Origin of the sequence: Bradyrhizobium sp. STM 3557 (assembly GCF_045571465.1) — a bacterium.
In the GTDB taxonomy this organism is placed as follows: Bacteria; Pseudomonadota; Alphaproteobacteria; order Rhizobiales; family Xanthobacteraceae; genus Bradyrhizobium.
The window spans coordinates 3712521-3728456 of sequence record NZ_CP120697.1; the positions used below are offsets into that span (position 1 = coordinate 3712521).

A 15936-nucleotide genomic window follows, 5' to 3' on the forward strand; every position below is an offset into this window, starting at 1 on the left:
TGGAAAAATCGGCCATGCCGCAGCGGATCGGCAGTCGCGCTCTCGACATCCTCATCGCGCTGGTGGAGCACGCCGGGACGGTCGTCAGCAAGGCCGAGCTGATTGCGCGGGTCTGGCCGCGCGTGACCGTCGATGAGAGCGCGCTGCGCGCCCACATCAAGGGATTGCGGCGCGTGCTTGGCGACGGCCAGGACGGCGCCCGTTACATCACCAACGTCGCGGGCCGCGGCTACTGCTTCGTGGCGCCGGTCGCGCGCGAGGAGATCGAGCCGCGGCTCGCCGGTGCTGGCGAAGCCATGCCGGCGCGGCTGCCCGCCGTGAGGCGGATCGTCGGACGCGACGACGTCGTCAGGACGCTGGCGACGCAGCTGCTCGCTGGGCGATTCGTGTCCGTGGTTGGTCCGGGCGGGATCGGCAAGACCACGGTTGCGCTCGCGGTGGCGCATGCGCTGTCGGACAAGTTTGGTGGTGCGGTCGCCTTCATCGATCTCTCGCTGCTGCGCGACCCGCTTCTGTTGCCGAGCAGCGTCGCGACGGCGCTCGGGTTTCGCGTTCACGAGCAGGACTGCACCGACGCGCTGGTCGCGCAGCTCGCCGGCCGGCGGATGCTGCTGTTGTTCGACAATTGCGAGCATGTGATCGATAGCGTCGCGGCATTGACTGAGCGGATCGCCGGCAGCGCAGAGGGCGTGCACATCCTCACGACGAGCCGCGAGGCCTTGCGGGTGGAAGGCGAGACCGTCCACGCGCTCTCGCCGCTTGAGGTGCCCGCGCCCGCCGACGCGCTGACCGCGGACGAGGCGCGCGGCTTCTCCGCGATCACGCTGTTTCTCGAGCGGGCCGGTCCCGCCGATGCGAAGCCGGTGCTGTCGAATGCCGATGCTGCTGTGATCGCCGATATCTGCCGCCGCCTCGACGGCAACGCGCTGGCGATCGAGCTTGCGGCAAGCCAGGTCGCCAGTCACGGCCTGCAGGGCACGGCGAAGCTGCTCGATGACCGCTTTCGCCTGGCATGGCTCGGGCGGCGCACTGCGAGCGAGCGGCACCAGACCCTCGGTGCGCTGATCGATTGGAGCTACAATCTGCTGTCCGAGGCGGAACGCCGCTGCTTTCTGCGGCTCGCCGTGTTTGTCGGAGACTTCGACCTCGACGCGGTGCGGGCTGTCCTGGCCGAGCCCGACGGCCGCGCGCTCGATGTGATCGAGCGCTTGGTCTCCAAATCGCTCGTGGCCGTCGGCATTGAGCGGGAAGCGCCGCGCTACCGCCTGCTGGAGACCACCCGCGCATTCGCTCTCGACCGCTTGATGCGGAGCAGCGACCAGGATGACGTCGCGCGCCGCCATGCCGGCCATTTCGCCGCACTTCTGGAGCGGCGGGACGAAACGCTGCGCGAGGTAGAGGGCGATCTCGGCAATGTGCGCGCGGCGCTATGCTGGGCATTCTCTCCCTCGGGCGACATCAGGATCGGCGCGCGGCTGGTCGCAGCGGCGGCGCCGGTGTTCCTGAACCTGGCGTTGCTCGGCGAATGCCATCATTGGTGCGCGCAGGCGATCGAGGCGCAGCGCGCGCGGGGCGGCGCGATCGACAAGGAATTGCAGCTGCGCGAGGCGCTCGCCATCGCCGCCATGTTCACCCGCGGCAACAGCGCCGACGTGCAAAGTGCGGTGCTTCGTGGGCTGGAGCTGGCGACCGCCGCCGGAGATCAGATGTTTCAGCTTCGGCTGCTGGCCGGGCGCCACATTTTCCTCACTCGGATCGCAAACTTCAAGGCTGCATCCGATGTCGCCGACCAGTATCGCGCGGTCGCGGAGTCGCTCGGCGACGAATTGGCGCTGATCACGGCCGACTGGATGCTTGGGATCGCGCACCATCTGGCAGGGCGGCAGGCTGAGGCGCAGGCCTGCTTCGATCGCGGCTTTGCCAGGGCCGCCCATGATCCCGACCTCGACACCAGGCTGTTCGGCTACGACCATCGCATTCGCGCGCGCGTCGGGCAGGCCCGCTGCTTGTGGCTTCGTGGTCAGCCCGAGCGCGCGATCCAGATGACGCGGCTCGCCATCGATGAGGCCTGCCAGCTCGGCAATCCCGTCGATATCTGCATCGCGCTGATCTACACGACGCCGGTGTTGCTGTGGCGCGGCGACTGGTCCGAGGCATCGCGGCAGATCGATGAGTTGATCCGGCTCGCCGATCAGCATTGCCTCGCGCCGTATCACGCAGTCGGCATCGGCTTCCGCGGCATGCTGGCGGTGCGGCGGAAACAGTCCGAGCTCGGCGTCTCGCTGCTGGGCAAGGCGCTCGACACGCTCCAGGCGGAGAATCACCTCATTCAGGATGCCGTGTTCAGGGGCGCGCTCGCCGAAGGCCTGCTGCAGCTCGGCCGCACCGCGGATGCGCTCGCGATGATCGACGAGGCGATCGGCCGGGCCGAGGTCAGCGGAGGCTCGATGGACCAGCCCGAACTGATGCGCCTGAAGGGCAAGATCCTCCTGGCCGTCTCGGCGTCTAACGCCGGTCAGGTCGCGGCCTTGCTGACTGATGCGGTGGAGCTGAGCCGCAGCCAGTCCTCGCCAGGCTGGGAGCTGCGAATTGCGATCGACCTGGCCCGTCTCGGCAAGACCTCGCCGGCGCTTGATGGCGAGCGCATTCTCGAAGATGCCTTCAACCATTTCGTCGACGGATTCGACACCGCGGACCTGCGCGCGGCGAGGCTCCGTTTGCGTACCGCGAGCCGTTAGAGCGTTTTCAAGCGAAGTGGACACCGGTTCGCGTCAAGAAAACGCGTCAAAGCAAAAAGCTAGAGCCCCGTTCCGATTCAATCGGAACGGAAAAGGCTCTAGGCGCACGTTCCCAGGGCCTGTGGCGCAAAACTTCACAACTCTTCACGCGCATTTGCGCTGATGCGCAGCTATGTGTCCGCGCGCGAGCAAGTAATGCCCGCACTTAACCTGACGGAGCTTATCGACATGCGCGAGGGAAATTCGCGCTCTTTGCCAACCGCCACGTGTAAAGTGTGGCGTTCGCCCATGCTGCGCCACGCGTCTGCGCGCGCGTATGAACCAAGGCCGGTTCCCGCACGACATCCTCTCAGCGGCGAGGGCCGTGCGAGGGACGTGGCGAGCGCGCCGTGCTGAGTCCGTCGTCGTTCCAGGATGGAACAGGCAACTCACAAGGCGCGGCCGGGAAGGCGAAAAAATCCATGGACGGCGCGCACACTTTGGCATCCTTGCTGTCCGGTCTCGGTGCCATGCTTGGGCAGGGCAAGGACGCAGAGCCGGCGCCGGGTCAAGCGCAACTCAGCGAGCGGCCGAGCGGCCTGTACCGCTTCGACGGCTGGCAGCTCGACCTCGCAAGCGGGCAACTGATCGATGCCGCAGGCGGTGAGGTCGCGCTGACCAAGCGGGAGGCCGCGCTGCTTGCGATCTTCCTCGAAGCGCCCGGACAGCTGCTGATGCGCGGCCATCTCGCTGCCGCGCTGCAGGCTCGTCTCGCCGCAGACGACAATGATGGCGATCCCTGCGTCGAGCTCGAGATTCTTGGGCTGCGCCGCAAGCTCGAGATCGACGCTCGGTTTCCCGAGGTCATCCTAACCGACCGCGGCCTAGACGGCGTCGGCTACGTCTTCGCGCTCGACGTCGAGCGGGTGTCGACGTGACCCGGCGCGCGTCGTGTACGCCAAGGGCACGGTTCGTCTGGGGATCGCAGTCTTTGGACTGATCGCGCGAACTGGTCCTTCGACGAAATCCGCCTGTGGCCTGCATGTCGGCTCGGAGGGGTAGACCAGACGTGACAGAGATCGGGCACAACCGTCGCGATTCGGCCAAACGAGATGTTGAGCAGGATCACTCCGATGGCTGACTTCGCGTCGGCGCAATGTCAAAATGATGAACGTTCTCTTTCACGCCGAGCTTTTCATAGAGCGCGATGGCTGGAGCATCCATAAGATCAGCCTGTACAAAAATGACATAGGCATCCCGCCGGACAGCTTCTTCACGGAGGGCGTTGATCATCGCGGTGGCCACGCCGCGACGGCGGAAGTCTTTATCGACTGCCAGGTCGTAGATGTAGATTTCACGTCGACTCGAACTTGTCCAAGTGATAGGCGGCCAGGGCGCCAATCACTGCGTCGTCGTTCACCGCACAGATGGCAATGAAGTGCGCCTTTGCGAGTAGTTCGCTCAGATAGGTGTCATCAGCCTGCTTGCTCAGATAGGTCTCAGGCTCTGCGAATGCCCTCGCGAATGTTCCGAGCATTCCCCTCATTAAAGGGAGGTCGGAGGAATTCAGCGTAACGATTTTGGGCGGTCCGAACATGGCTGTCGCATACCACATTGATCCAATGTCCGGAACTGGCCGGAAGACGAAGTGGCGGGTCTGCTCAGGAGAGGTCAATCGACGCAAATTGCCAGGTTGCGTGGTTCGCATCCTGACTCAGACCGACCTTCAATACACCGCGCGATCCAATAACTCAGTTCGGCACGCCATTGTCGGGCCATTCACTCCCGACCCTGTCGGCGCTCCTCATGTTTGTTTGACGCGGGTATAGGCCGCAGCGCTGTCCGCAGGACTCGGACGAAGAGCAATGCTGCGACCGGCCGATGAAACCGGATTCTGTGCAGGCCGGTGAAGACATTGATGAGAATCAGCAAGCCGGAAATTGTGAGGGTTGCTGCAACGGGACGCGGCAGACATCCTCTGCCGCCTGGGCAGTTCCGAGCTGGCCTAGTCTCCGTCCGAAGGTGGCCGGTTCTGCTTTGTGAGGTGCCCGTTTGTCAGATCCACCTTGTAAATGGCACCGCGTTCCAGGCGCTCGCCCATACCGATTTCTGGCGACTCCTCAATCTGAGGGCTGTTGCAAAGCGGGCATGCCCTCACATTCTCCCTGAATACCGGAAACGCTTGTTCGCAGGAAAGGCATTTGTAAAAGAAGGTCATGCGCTCATATGTGCTGATCAGCGTCCTTGCGTACACTCGAAAAATGGCAATGCGCGCCATCATAGCCGGCCAACGGCAGTTACTAGCGACTCTAGCGTTCGCTTTGACCTGAAGCTGACCTTCGGACCCGTTTGCGGACCTCCTGCCTATTCACTCAAATTGTAGCATTCGTGATGCTGCGCATGGTCGTATTTGGTGGATTTGCTATCTTCAAATTTGCATTTTATCGCGAGGATAGCGACGGATCACGATAACCTTTGAGATGGCAGTTTCCGCCAAATAGCCCCCAACCTACCCGCATAAGGAGGTTTGGTTGTCCATCCTGTTGCAAATCTGGGTGATGGTCGGAGCGTGGGCTTTTGTACGGGCTGCCCGCAAGTTGATTCGAGAGGAGAAGCTGATATCCAGCCCGGACCGTTCTTTTTATCGGCGCAATGACAGCGATCTTCTTGGACTGATCTTCTATTTTATCCTTTGGTGTTCAACCCCGTTCCTGCTGTACGGCCTGTGGCACGGCTGTTTTCTCTGACAGGCGTTGCGCCCAATCTCGCGATCCGATCGAGCTGACGATGGCGTTCGTTGCGGGGGACCTAATAAGGGGCGGCGGTTTGAGCGGCACGTGCGATCTCTGACAGGAAAGCCAGCAGCGCAACGTTCACCTTGTCGGGCGTCTCCAACTGCGGCCAATGTCCTGCCTCCTCGATCGTCACGAAACCTGCCAACCCGGGCAGGGCAGCGCGCATCGTAGCCTCGCTTGGGCGGCGAACGCGGTTCAGTCCGTCGCGCGCTCCGTTCACGAAAAAGGTTGGCTGCGGGATGACGGCGCCAGCGTAGGCCCGTGAGGCAGTGCGGAAGAACGGGTCGATGGCACGGTAATAGTTGAGGCCGCCATGAAAGCCGGTCCGCGCGAAGCTTGCGACGGCTTCGTCCAGATACGCCCGGTCGATCACGGCAAGCGGCTCGGGCGCTGCTCGCAGCAACCCGCGTGATGGGTCGAAAGGGTCCCAGCGCGTTTCGTCCGGCGCTTGGCCCGACGTCCAGTAATAACAGCCGGGAATCGTCGTCGCCGCATCCGCCCAGGCTTGGTCCGCCTCGGGGCGCATCTGCGCGAGCATATAGAAGTCATCCGTCCCGGCGGCGCGCAGCTGATCGAGGAAGCTGGGGCCGCCTGGCTGACGGAAAGGCGTGCTGATCCCGAACACGGCAGTGAAGCGGTCCGGCCGCATCATGGCGGCGTTCCAAGCGACGTTCGCGCCGAAGTCATGTCCCACGATGACGGCGCTCGGGATCTCCAATCGATCGAGGATGCCCACCAGGTCCCCCACGCACTCGAACGGCGTATAGGCCTCGGCATCATCAGGCGCATCACTCTCGCCATAGCCCCGCATGTCCAGCGCGATCGCGCGCCAGCCCGCGGCGGCGACAGCCTCCATTTGCGATCGCCAGCTCGACCAGATCGCCGGAAAGCCATGACAGAACAGCACCGCGGGGCCGTTCCCGACCTCGGCGACGTGCAGCCTGATCCCAGCAGCTTCGATGTGGTGGTGGCGCATCCAGCTTTTTCTCCGTTTCACATCCGTGCCAATACATCTGTATTGCGAGATCAATACACATGTATTGAGAAGGTCATATGACAACGGATCAACGTGAGGCGCTGCTCGAAGCGGCGGTCAGGCTCGTGCACGCGCGTGGCTTCGGTGCGACCGCGGTTCGGGACGTCGCAACGGCGGCGGGCGTGCCGCATGGCTCCTTTACGAATCACTTCCGGTCCAAGGAAGCGTTCGAAATTCTCGTGCTGGACCGCTACGTCGAAAGGCTGGATGCGATCATGCACGAGACGCTCGACGATGAGAGGCTCGCACCAGCGGAGCGGCTAAGGTCGTATTTCGATCGCATTTCCACGGCTGTGGCCGAGGCGGAGTGGCAGCGCGGGTGCATCGTTCCCGATCTTGCCGCGGAAATCGCCGCTCATGGTGACGCCCTCCGCGCGCGGCTGTGCACCGTGCTCGCGCAGCAATCTGCGCGGTTTGAGATGGTCGCTCGTCTGCTCCGGCCTGCCGACGAAGCGTGGGCAGCCGATCTCGGCGCCTTTCTGCTGGCAGCCTGGCACGGCACGCTGCTCAGGATGAAGGTCGAACGGAATTCGACTGCAGTTGACCGCTTCCGCCGAATGCTCGAAAGCTTCCTCCATCCGGCGTCACAACCATAGCCGCGCCTCTAGGGTGACCGGTCGCCGGGCAAATCACCGTCGGTGTTTGCAGACACGAGTTGCGCCAATCTTCTTCCGGGTGACCGAAAGCCGTTGCGCCGGAAAACTCATTTCAGCAATCCGACGAACCAGATCGCCGCTGCGAGGCCGTTCGGCTGAAAAATTTCTCTTTCGCTTTTTCGGAAATTGTGCTTTGTTGTGCACGTCCCGCCTCGGCAAGAGGGGCGCATCGCGATCGTCACGACACGCGAGGTGGGATGCGGTGGACGCGAGGTGTCGCAGTGCACGAGCATGATCCGGAAAGATCATGCTCAGGAAAGCGCACGGACGAACGACGCGGCGCGGACGGCGAAATCGTATGGTCCTGGCATCCCGGTGCTGATGCCAAGTCCGCGGTGCGACGAGCGCGCGGATGACGGGGGCAAAAAGCCGGTCCCCGGGGAGAGTACGTATAAGCCGGTCAACCATCGTGCAGGGAGTGCCGGATGTTTTCGGCTGGACCTGTGGTGACTGCCGCCTGCTTTTCTTGTTGCAGGCGGGCCATGGGTTGCGGCCAGCACCCGGCATTCCCTGCGCCCTCTACTTCGGGGAGGGACGAACTAACAGGCAGGACTCGGGCGTGACGGCGTCGCGGGAACGTCTTTGTATTTCCAGTAGGACGACACCGGACGATGCTGATGGATCCAACTCGTCATTGCGACGAGCAAAGCGACGAAGCAATCCAGAGTCTTTGCATCAGCCCTGGATTGCTTCGGCGCAAGGGCGCCTCGCAATGACGATGTGGAGAGAGCCAGGCTTGATGCACCAGCTCAAGCAATCGAACCTAAATCCCCAGCGCATCCAATGCGGCAGCGACGTCGGCCGAGGAGCGCACCTGGACGGCCTGCAGTCCGCGCGCGCGGGCGCCTTCGATATTGGCGGCGAGATCGTCGAAGAACACGATGCGCTCGGCCGGCACGCCGATCGCCCGCACGACGTGGTCGTAGGCCTCCGCATCCGGCTTGCGCAGGCCGATGCTCGAGGAGAGGAAGACCTCGCGGAAGTGGCTGAGCACTTCGGCATAGGCTGTCGAGAAATACGCAACGTGCGCCCGGTTGGTGTTGGAGAAGGCGTAGAGCGGCAGATGCTTCGCCGCGCGCGCGAGCAGCGGTACGACGCCTTCGACCTCGCCGGCGAAGATCGCATTCCAGCCTTCCAGGAACTGATCGTCGGTGATGGTGATGCCCAGCATCTTGCGCAAATTGGCAAAGAACGCAGCGTCCTCGATCGTGCCCCGCTCGTGATGATGATAGGCCTCGTCCTGCACGTAGCGGGAGACGATGTCATCAGGCGCACAGCCGGCGTGCCCAGCCCAGCAGGCCACCGCTTTGGAGAAGTCGACGTCGATCACGACGCGGCCAAGATCGAACAGCAGCGCGTCGGCGCTGCCTGGTACAAGATGTGGCTCGGTCATGACGGCATCAACCTCTCACAGGCGCGCCCAAGGCGGCGCGCCGCATCAATAATGATACGGCTCGATATCGACCAGCGGGAAGGCGCTGAACACGCTCGGTGCGTTGGTCGCGGTCGCCGGATGCAGATAGGAGCCGTCGAGCTCTTTGAACGAGGTCACGCCGAGCAGGCCAAGCGTGCGGACCACCTCATCCTCCAGAAGCTCGAGCATGCGCAGGATGCCGGTCTCGCCGGCGGCGGCCAGCGCCCAGCATTGCAGCCGGCCGATGCCGACCAGATCGGCGCCGGAGGCGATCGCTTTGACGATGTCGCTGCCGCGCGCGAAGCTGCCATCGACCATGATCCTGGCGCGGCCCTTCACCGCCTGCACGATTTCGGGGAGCACATGCATCGACCCGCGGCCGTGATCGAGCTGACGGCCGCCATGGTTGGAGACGTAGATCCAGTCCACACCGTGATCGAGCGCGATTTGAGCATCCTCGGCGGTGGCGATGCCCTTGATGATGAGTGGGATCTTGAACTTGTCCTTGACCAGCTTGACGGTGCGCCAGCTCAGAGCCTTCTGATGGTCGCCGCCGGTGGCGCGGAGCCGGCTTTCGCGCACATAGCGCTTGGCGATGTCGCGCTCGCGCCGGCTGTAATGCGCGGTGTCGACGGTGATGCAGAAGGCCGTGTAACGGTTTTCGATGGCGCGGCTGACATAGTCCTCGACGAAGGCGTCGTCGCCGCGGACATAGAGCTGGAACATGCGCATCGCATCGGGCGCGGCCTCGGCCGTCTTCTCAAGACCCGGCTCGGAGACCGAGCTCAGCATATGCGCGGCACCGAAGCGGCCGGCGCCGCGCGCCACGCTCGCAGCGCCCGCGGGATCGAAGATCTCGAGCGCGCCGACCGGCGCCAGTACCACCGGCAGCCGCATCCGGCGGCCGAACGCCTCGACCGACGCATCGACATGGGCGACGTCGCGCAGCACGCGTGGGCGGAAGGCGATCTCGTCGAGCGACATGCGGTTGCGGCGAAGCGTGGTCTCGGTCTCGGCGCCGCCGATGATATAGTCCCAGGCATTCTGGTTGAGCTGGGCTCTGGCCTTGCGGATGAACTCGTGCAGGTTCTGGAATTTCTCGTCGCTGGCACCAAGCTCGACGTTCTTCCGCTCGCTCATCGTTTCCTCCGGACCTTGTGGTCTTCGTGTGTTCTTATCGCCTACCGTGTCCCATCGGGCCACGCCATCGCAAAATCGCATGGCTCTCATCGGCGGCTATGGCGAGGCGACGGCGATTCGTCGGCGCCGGCGGGGCGGAGATGGATGTCGGGGCGAGGGGCCTGCGATCATGCGGACTTGATCGCAAAGTCCTTTGGAATGCTGAATAATGTCAGCAGGTTCAGACGATTCTGCCTTGAAATCGGGCAGCCGACGTCCATGTGGTCTGGTCGGCCGCCGCAACCAAAGGCCTTGAAGAAACCCGAAAGCTGTTGTGAGCTTCAGGGTTGGGACAGGGCTGGTGGTTCGATCTCAGGCTTCGTATTTATCCATCAGGGCGCCAACAGGCTCGGGGAAGCGGAAGCAATGCGGAAAAAATGGTTGTTCCTCGCGGGCTCGCTGACCGGTGCCTGCCTGACCCTGCTCGTGACCGGCCCTGAAGGCGAGCAGCTGGTTGCCCGCGCCAAGGCGGCCGCGGGCGTGGCCGACACCTATTCGCAGCTCAACCTGTTCGGCGAAGTGTTCGAGCGCGTGCGCGCCGACTATGTCGAGAAGCCGAACGACACCGAGCTGATCGAGGGCGCCATCAACGGCATGGTGACCTCGCTGGATCCGCATTCGCGCTACATGAACGACAAATCCTGGCGCGAGATGCAGGAAACGACGTCGGGCGAATTCGGCGGCCTCGGCATCGAGGTCACGATGGAGGACGGCCTCGTCAAGGTGGTGGCGCCCATCGACGACACGCCTGCGGCCAAGGCCGGCATTCTCTCGGGCGACCTGATCGCCAAGATTGACGGCGATGCGGTGCAGGGGCTGACACTGGAGCAGGCCGTCAACAAGATGAAGGGCGCGGTCAACACCAAGACCAAGCTCACCATCATCCGCAAGGGCAAGGACGCGCCGTTCGACGTCGCGATCACCCGCGAGGTCATCCGCGTGCGCCCGGTGCGCTATCACACCGAAGGCAACGACATCGGCTACATCCGCATCACCTCGTTCAACGAGCAGACCACAGATGGCCTGCGCAAGGCGATCGCCGGCATCGCCAAGGAGATTCCGCAGGACAAGCTTGCCGGCTACGTGGTCGACCTGCGCAACAATCCCGGCGGCCTTTTGGACCAGGCGGTGTCAGTATCGAGCGCCTTCCTTGCCCGCGGCGAGGTCGTCTCCACACGCGGCCGCAATCCGGAGGAGACCCAGCGCTTCACCGCCAAGGGCGGCGACCTCACCAAGGGCAAGCCGCTGGTGGTGCTGATCAATGGCGGCTCGGCCTCGGCCTCCGAGATCGTCGCCGGCGCGCTGCACGATCATAAGCGGGCGACGCTGATCGGCACACGCTCGTTCGGCAAGGGCTCGGTGCAGACCATCATCCCGCTCGGCGCCGGCAACGGCGCGCTGGCGCTGACCACGGCGCGCTACTACACGCCGTCAGGGCGCTCGATCCAGGCGCAGGGCATTGCGCCCGACGTCGAGGTCAAGCAGGACGTGCCTGACGACATGAAGGACCGCACCGATATTCGCGGCGAGGCCTCGATGCGCGGCCATCTCTCTGCCGACGGCGCCGAGCAGACCGGCTCGCAATCCTATGTGCCGCCCGACGAGAAGGACGACAAGGCGCTTGGCGCGGCGTTCAAGTTCCTGCGCGGCGTCACGGTCAATGCCGACGTCGTGCGGTCCAAGGAGGCGGTGCCGAACTGAGCGGCGACGAACTGAGTCGGCAAGAGCGGATACGCCCCGACGGGGCGACCTTGAGAGAGGGTCGTCCCGTCGCGTCTTGAACCAGTTTGCCTCAACCGACGTGTACGCGTCGTTCTGCAGACCGTGGGTCTGTCGAACCGGATGAAATCACGAGCCCGTACTCGCGTGCAAGATTGCCGCGATGCAATCAGGGATTAAGGTTTGGATTCCCATTGCGGGAACCGGTAAAATTGCAGCGGTATTTAGAGATTGTGTTTGCGGCTGCCCTCAGGCCGTCTCCGAGAGCGCAGCGGGATCGGCGAGGCAGGTGGCGAACAACGCCCGCAGCTCGGCGGCGGGGCGTGCCGGGCTGAACAGATAGCCCTGCATCTCCGAGCAGCCGAGCGTGTGCAACATCGCGCGCTGCGCCTCGGTCTCGACGCCTTCCGCGGTGGTCGTCATGTCGCGCACGGCGGCGATGTTGACCACGGCCTGGACGATGCTGGCGGAGCCGCCGGAATTCGTGATGTCGCTCACGAAGCAGCGGTCGATCTTGATCTTGTCGAACGGGAAGCGCTGCAGATAGCTGAGGCTGGAATAGCCGGTGCCGAAATCGTCGAGCGCGATGCGCACGCCGAGCGCGCGGAGCTGATGCAGGATGGCGAGCGCGGTCTCATCATCGCGGATCAGCACGGCCTCTGTGATCTCGAGCTCCAGCCGCCGCGCCGGCAGGCCGGAGGCGGCCAGCGCATGGGCGATCCTGAGCGCCAGCGTGCCGCTCTTGAATTGCACTGGCGAGACGTTCACCGCAAGCCGGATGTCGTCCGGCCAGGTCGCGGCCTCAGCGCAGGCGACGCCGAGCACCCATTCGCCGAGCTGGTTGATCAGCCCGGTGTCCTCGGCGATCGGGATGAATTCGGCCGGCGAGATCGCCCCGCGCTCCGGATGCCGCCAGCGCACCAGCGCCTCGCAGCCGCAGATGCGGTTGTCATGCAGGCTGAGCAGCGGCTGGTAGTGGACCTCCAGCGCGCCGTCGGCGATGGCCTGGCGCAGGTCGGTTTCGAGCTGGCGGCGCGCCTTGACCTCTGCGTCCATCTCAGGCGCGAAGAAGCGCCACGTCCGGCGGCCGGCCGCTTTGGCCGCATACATCGCGAGATCGGCATTCTTCAGCACCTCGTCGAGCTCGATGCCATGCTCCGGGACCAAGGCGATCCCGATCGAGGCGTCGGCGGGGATCAGGTGGCCGCGGCACTCATGCGGCGCGCGGATCGCTTCGAAGATGGCTTCGGCCAGCCGCGCTGCGTCGTTGGCCGACCCGATCTCGGTCTGCACGATCGCGAACTCGTCGCCGCCGAGCCGTGCGACGAAGCCGGCATCGCCAACGCAATCGCTCAGGCTCGCGGCCACAGATTTCAACAGCTCGTCGCCGATCAGGTGCCCGAGCGAGTCGTTGACGCCCTTGAACTCGTCGATGTCGATGTAGTGCAGAGCGAGCCGCTGGTCGGGGCCGAGTTCGGCCAGCTCCTGCTTGAGGCGTTGGTGGAACAACGCCCGGTTTGGCAGGTCGGTGAGCGCATCGTAATGCGCCAAGTGGGTGATCTGCTGCTCGGTCCGCCGGCGCTCGGTGATGTCCTCATGCGTCGCCAGCCAGCCGCCATCGGCGAGCGGCTCGTCGACGATCTGCACCCAGCGTCCGTCGGTCGTCTCGATCACGTTCTGCTTCTTGCGCCCGATGCTGCGCAGCACCGACGCCGCATATTCGTTCTCGTCGCCGGCGAGGGAGCCGGAGGCCTTGCGATGGGCGATCAGCTCGCGGAAACTGCAGCCGGGTCTCACCACTTCGGCCGACAGGCCGTACATATCGAGGTATCGTTGGTTGCAGATGACCAGGCGCTGCGATGCGTCGAACATCAACAGCCCCTGCGTCATGTTGTTGACGGCCTTGTCGAGCCGCTGCTTCTCGAGTGTCAGCCGCTCGCTCGAGGCCCGGTGGTCGCGCAAGAGCCGTCGCACCACCACATAAAGCATGGCCGCGATTAGCAGGACGGAGGCTGTTCCAACTCCGATCAGAAAGCGCATCTGCTCGCGCCAATCCGCGAGTGCGGCGGAAACCGTCGTCGTGGCAGTCACGATCAACGGATAGCTCGACAATCGATGCGCCGCGCCAACTCTGTGCACGCCGTCGACAGGACTGTGAAATATCCCGGTCGTGTTGCCGTCGCCGGCGAGGATCTGACGGAAGATCGGAGCATCGCGATAATTCTGGCTGACCATGCCGTTGGCACGCGGATAGCGCGCGAGCAGTGTGCCGTCGCGGTGCATCATCGAGATCGATGCTTCCGGACCGAGGGCGACAGATGCAAAGAAGCGTTCGACATTGATCGGCTCGAGGCCACGCGCGATGACGCCGAGAAACTCGCCACTTGTTCCCGTCAGCTTCAATGCGAATACGGTGGTGACGATCCCAGTCACGCGGCTGACCACAGGTTCAATCAAGATCTGCGGCGCGCCGGGATCAGTGCGGAAGCGCATGAAATAGGCACGATCCGCCACGTTCACCGGCGATACCGGCCAGGACGCCGTGGAGTTGATCAGGTTGCCGTCGCTATCGAAGACGTTCACGCTGCCGACATAGGACAATCCGCTGATCCTGGCCGTGAGCATCGCGTGGACTTCGGCGCTTCCCATCCATTCCTTGAAACGCGCGCGTGTCGTCAGGCCATTCTGCCGCACATACGCGGCAAGGTCGCGCTGGACGGCGCCGAGATCGTCGAGCTGTTGGTCGAAATGGCGGGCCAGCAGCAGAACCGTGTTCTGCAGCTCCCGTGTCGTGCTGTTCAATGCACGTTCGCGGAAGCTATCGGCCATGATCGTGGTGCCGATCGCGATGGCTGCAATCAGCATCAACCCGCCCGCGATGAGCCACAGGACTGGGCCCCCGCGGCCTGTCGCAGCCTTCACCGCCGTCGCCGAATTGATGTCGCCGCCCATTTGCCGCTGAACGCTTCCCCACGGTGTTCCCGGATAGATTGTCCTGGAACGCTCGCTTCCCACTCACGGTTACATTTTGCCGTAGAGGCCAGGTTAGGAAGTTCAGTTAGCAAATGATTAATTTGAAAGGATCGTTCGACCGTTTCGGATCTAGACTAGGCGCGAAAATGGCCGGACTTTCCGCCGAGCTTCTCGACGAGATGAATGCCGTCTATGCGCACACCGCGCTCGACGGCCTTGATCATGTCGTAGATGGTGAGGCAGGCGACCGAGGCTGCCGTCAAGGCCTCCATCTCGACGCCGGTCGGCCCGGTGACCTTGACGGTGGCCTGCACCCGGCAGCCGGGCAGCGCGGCATCCGGCGTGATGTCCACGACGACCTTCGACAATGCGAGTGGATGGCACAGCGGGATCAGCTCGGACGTCTTCTTCGCCGCCATGATACCGGCGATCCGAGCGGTGCCGAGCACATCGCCCTTCTTGGCGTTGCCGGAGACGATCAGCTCCAAAGTCGCCGGGCTCATGATGACGCGGCCCTCTGCCACCGCGATACGCTCGGTGGCCGGCTTGTCCGACACGTCGACCATCCGCGCTTCGCCCTGCGCGTCGATATGGGTGAGGGCGGGACGATCGGTCATTCGCGATCAGCCAGCCGCGTTCGCCGACGTGTCATTGCGCGCGAGCAGGGCACGCGTTGCGGCAGTGACGTCCGCCTGGCGCATCAGGCTCTCGCCGACCAGGAACGTCTTGATGTCGACACGCGACAGCTGCGCCAGATCGGCTGGCGTGAAGATGCCGCTTTCGCCGACCAGCACGCGATCCCTGGGCACCAGCGGCGCCAGGGCTTCCGAGGTCGCGAGCGTGGTCTCGAAAGTGCGCAGATTGCGGTTGTTGATCCCGATCATCGGCGAACGCAGCTTGAGCGCGCGGTCGAGCTCGGCGCGATCATGGATCTCGATCAGCACGTCCATGCCGTGGACGATCGCTGCGGCTTCGATGTCGCGTGCGGCGCCATCATCGAGCGCAGCCATGATGATCAGGATGCAGTCGGCGCCGTGGGCGCGGGCCTCGACCACCTGATAGGTGTCGAACATGAAGTCCTTGCGCAGCACCGGGAGCGAGGTCGCCGCGCGCGCCGCCACCATGAAATCGAGATGGCCTTGGAACGAGGGCGCGTCGGTCAGCACCGAAAGACACGCGGCGCCGCCGGCCTCATAGGCCTTGGCGAGTGCGGGCGGATCGAAGTCGGCGCGGATCAGCCCTTTCGAGGGCGAGGCCTTCTTCACCTCGGCGATCAGCGCGTAGTCGCCGCCAGCATGCTTGGCACGGATCGCCTGCGCGAAGCCGCGCGGCGGCGTGGCGCTGCGCGCCAGGGCCTCGATGTGCGACAGCGGATGCGCGCGCTTGGCGGCTGCGATCTCTTCGCGCTTGTAGGCCTCGATCTTGGTCAGGATATCGGACATGTCGC

At 64.1% G+C, this 15936-nt stretch carries 11 protein-coding genes and 2 pseudogenes; 6 read left to right on the forward strand and 7 right to left on the reverse strand.

Translation table 11 applies throughout. The features are described 5' to 3' along the window. Positions 1 to 14 precede the first annotated feature (14 nt). Both P6U24_RS16825 and P6U24_RS16830 read left to right on the forward strand, forming a co-directional pair. Complete coding sequence (locus tag P6U24_RS16825; RefSeq protein ID WP_407160186.1) at positions 15 to 2738, forward strand: ATP-binding protein; 2724 nt, start codon at positions 15 to 17, stop codon at positions 2736 to 2738. A gap of 461 nt (positions 2739 to 3199) precedes the next feature. Further along, entirely contained in the window at positions 3200 to 3655 is a 456-nt protein-coding gene (locus tag P6U24_RS16830; protein ID WP_407160187.1) for a winged helix-turn-helix domain-containing protein, read from the forward strand. 187 nt (positions 3656 to 3842) lie between these two features. Here the strand turns inward: P6U24_RS16830 and P6U24_RS16835 are convergent. Beyond that, positions 3843 to 4314, reverse strand: a pseudogene (locus P6U24_RS16835) (GNAT family N-acetyltransferase). A 934-nt stretch (positions 4315 to 5248) separates the two neighbouring features. Here P6U24_RS16835 and P6U24_RS16840 point away from each other — a divergent pair. After that, positions 5249 to 5464, forward strand: a complete 216-nt coding sequence (locus tag P6U24_RS16840; RefSeq protein ID WP_407160188.1) for a hypothetical protein — start codon at positions 5249 to 5251, stop codon at positions 5462 to 5464. 61 nt (positions 5465 to 5525) lie between these two features. Here P6U24_RS16840 and P6U24_RS16845 read toward each other — a convergent pair whose 3' ends face one another. Then, positions 5526 to 6488, reverse strand: a complete 963-nt coding sequence (locus tag P6U24_RS16845; protein WP_407160189.1) for an alpha/beta fold hydrolase — start codon at positions 6486 to 6488, stop codon at positions 5526 to 5528. 77 nt (positions 6489 to 6565) lie between these two features. Between P6U24_RS16845 and P6U24_RS16850 the strand changes: the two are divergent. Continuing rightward, positions 6566 to 6655, forward strand: a pseudogene (locus P6U24_RS16850) (hypothetical protein); the annotation flags it as partial. Positions 6656 to 6727: 72 nt separating this feature from the next. Beyond that, the gene (locus tag P6U24_RS16855; RefSeq protein WP_407160491.1) at positions 6728 to 7144 is read left to right on the forward strand and encodes a TetR family transcriptional regulator C-terminal domain-containing protein; all 417 of its coding nucleotides are present in this window, start codon (positions 6728 to 6730) and stop codon (positions 7142 to 7144) included. An 823-nt stretch (positions 7145 to 7967) separates the two neighbouring features. On the opposite strand, the gene P6U24_RS16860 is transcribed toward P6U24_RS16855, so the two are convergent. After that, the gene (locus P6U24_RS16860) at positions 7968 to 8597 is read right to left on the reverse strand and encodes an HAD family hydrolase (protein WP_407160190.1); all 630 of its coding nucleotides are present in this window, start codon (positions 8595 to 8597) and stop codon (positions 7968 to 7970) included. Positions 8598 to 8642: 45 nt separating this feature from the next. Further along, positions 8643 to 9758, reverse strand: coding sequence for an alpha-hydroxy acid oxidase (locus P6U24_RS16865; RefSeq protein WP_407160191.1), 1116 nt, complete (start codon positions 9756 to 9758; stop codon positions 8643 to 8645). Between the two features lie 405 nt (positions 9759 to 10163). Here P6U24_RS16865 and P6U24_RS16870 point away from each other — a divergent pair, with 405 nt between their 5' ends. Then, on the forward strand, positions 10164 to 11498 hold the full coding sequence (locus P6U24_RS16870; RefSeq protein ID WP_407160192.1) for a S41 family peptidase: 1335 nt from the start codon (positions 10164 to 10166) through the stop codon (positions 11496 to 11498). A gap of 267 nt (positions 11499 to 11765) precedes the next feature. Here the strand turns inward: P6U24_RS16870 and P6U24_RS16875 are convergent, their stop codons facing one another. The 3 genes from P6U24_RS16875 to trpC form a co-directional block, all read right to left on the reverse strand. Further along, positions 11766 to 14468, reverse strand: coding sequence for an EAL domain-containing protein (locus P6U24_RS16875; RefSeq protein WP_407160193.1), 2703 nt, complete (start codon positions 14466 to 14468; stop codon positions 11766 to 11768). Between the two features lie 155 nt (positions 14469 to 14623). Beyond that, on the reverse strand, positions 14624 to 15106 hold the full coding sequence (moaC, locus tag P6U24_RS16880) for a cyclic pyranopterin monophosphate synthase MoaC (protein WP_407160194.1): 483 nt from the start codon (positions 15104 to 15106) through the stop codon (positions 14624 to 14626). A gap of 6 nt (positions 15107 to 15112) precedes the next feature. Continuing rightward, positions 15113 to 15931: an indole-3-glycerol phosphate synthase TrpC gene (gene trpC, locus P6U24_RS16885; protein WP_407160195.1), complete on the reverse strand. Its 819-nt coding sequence runs from the start codon at positions 15929 to 15931 to the stop codon at positions 15113 to 15115. Positions 15932 to 15936 lie beyond the last annotated feature (5 nt).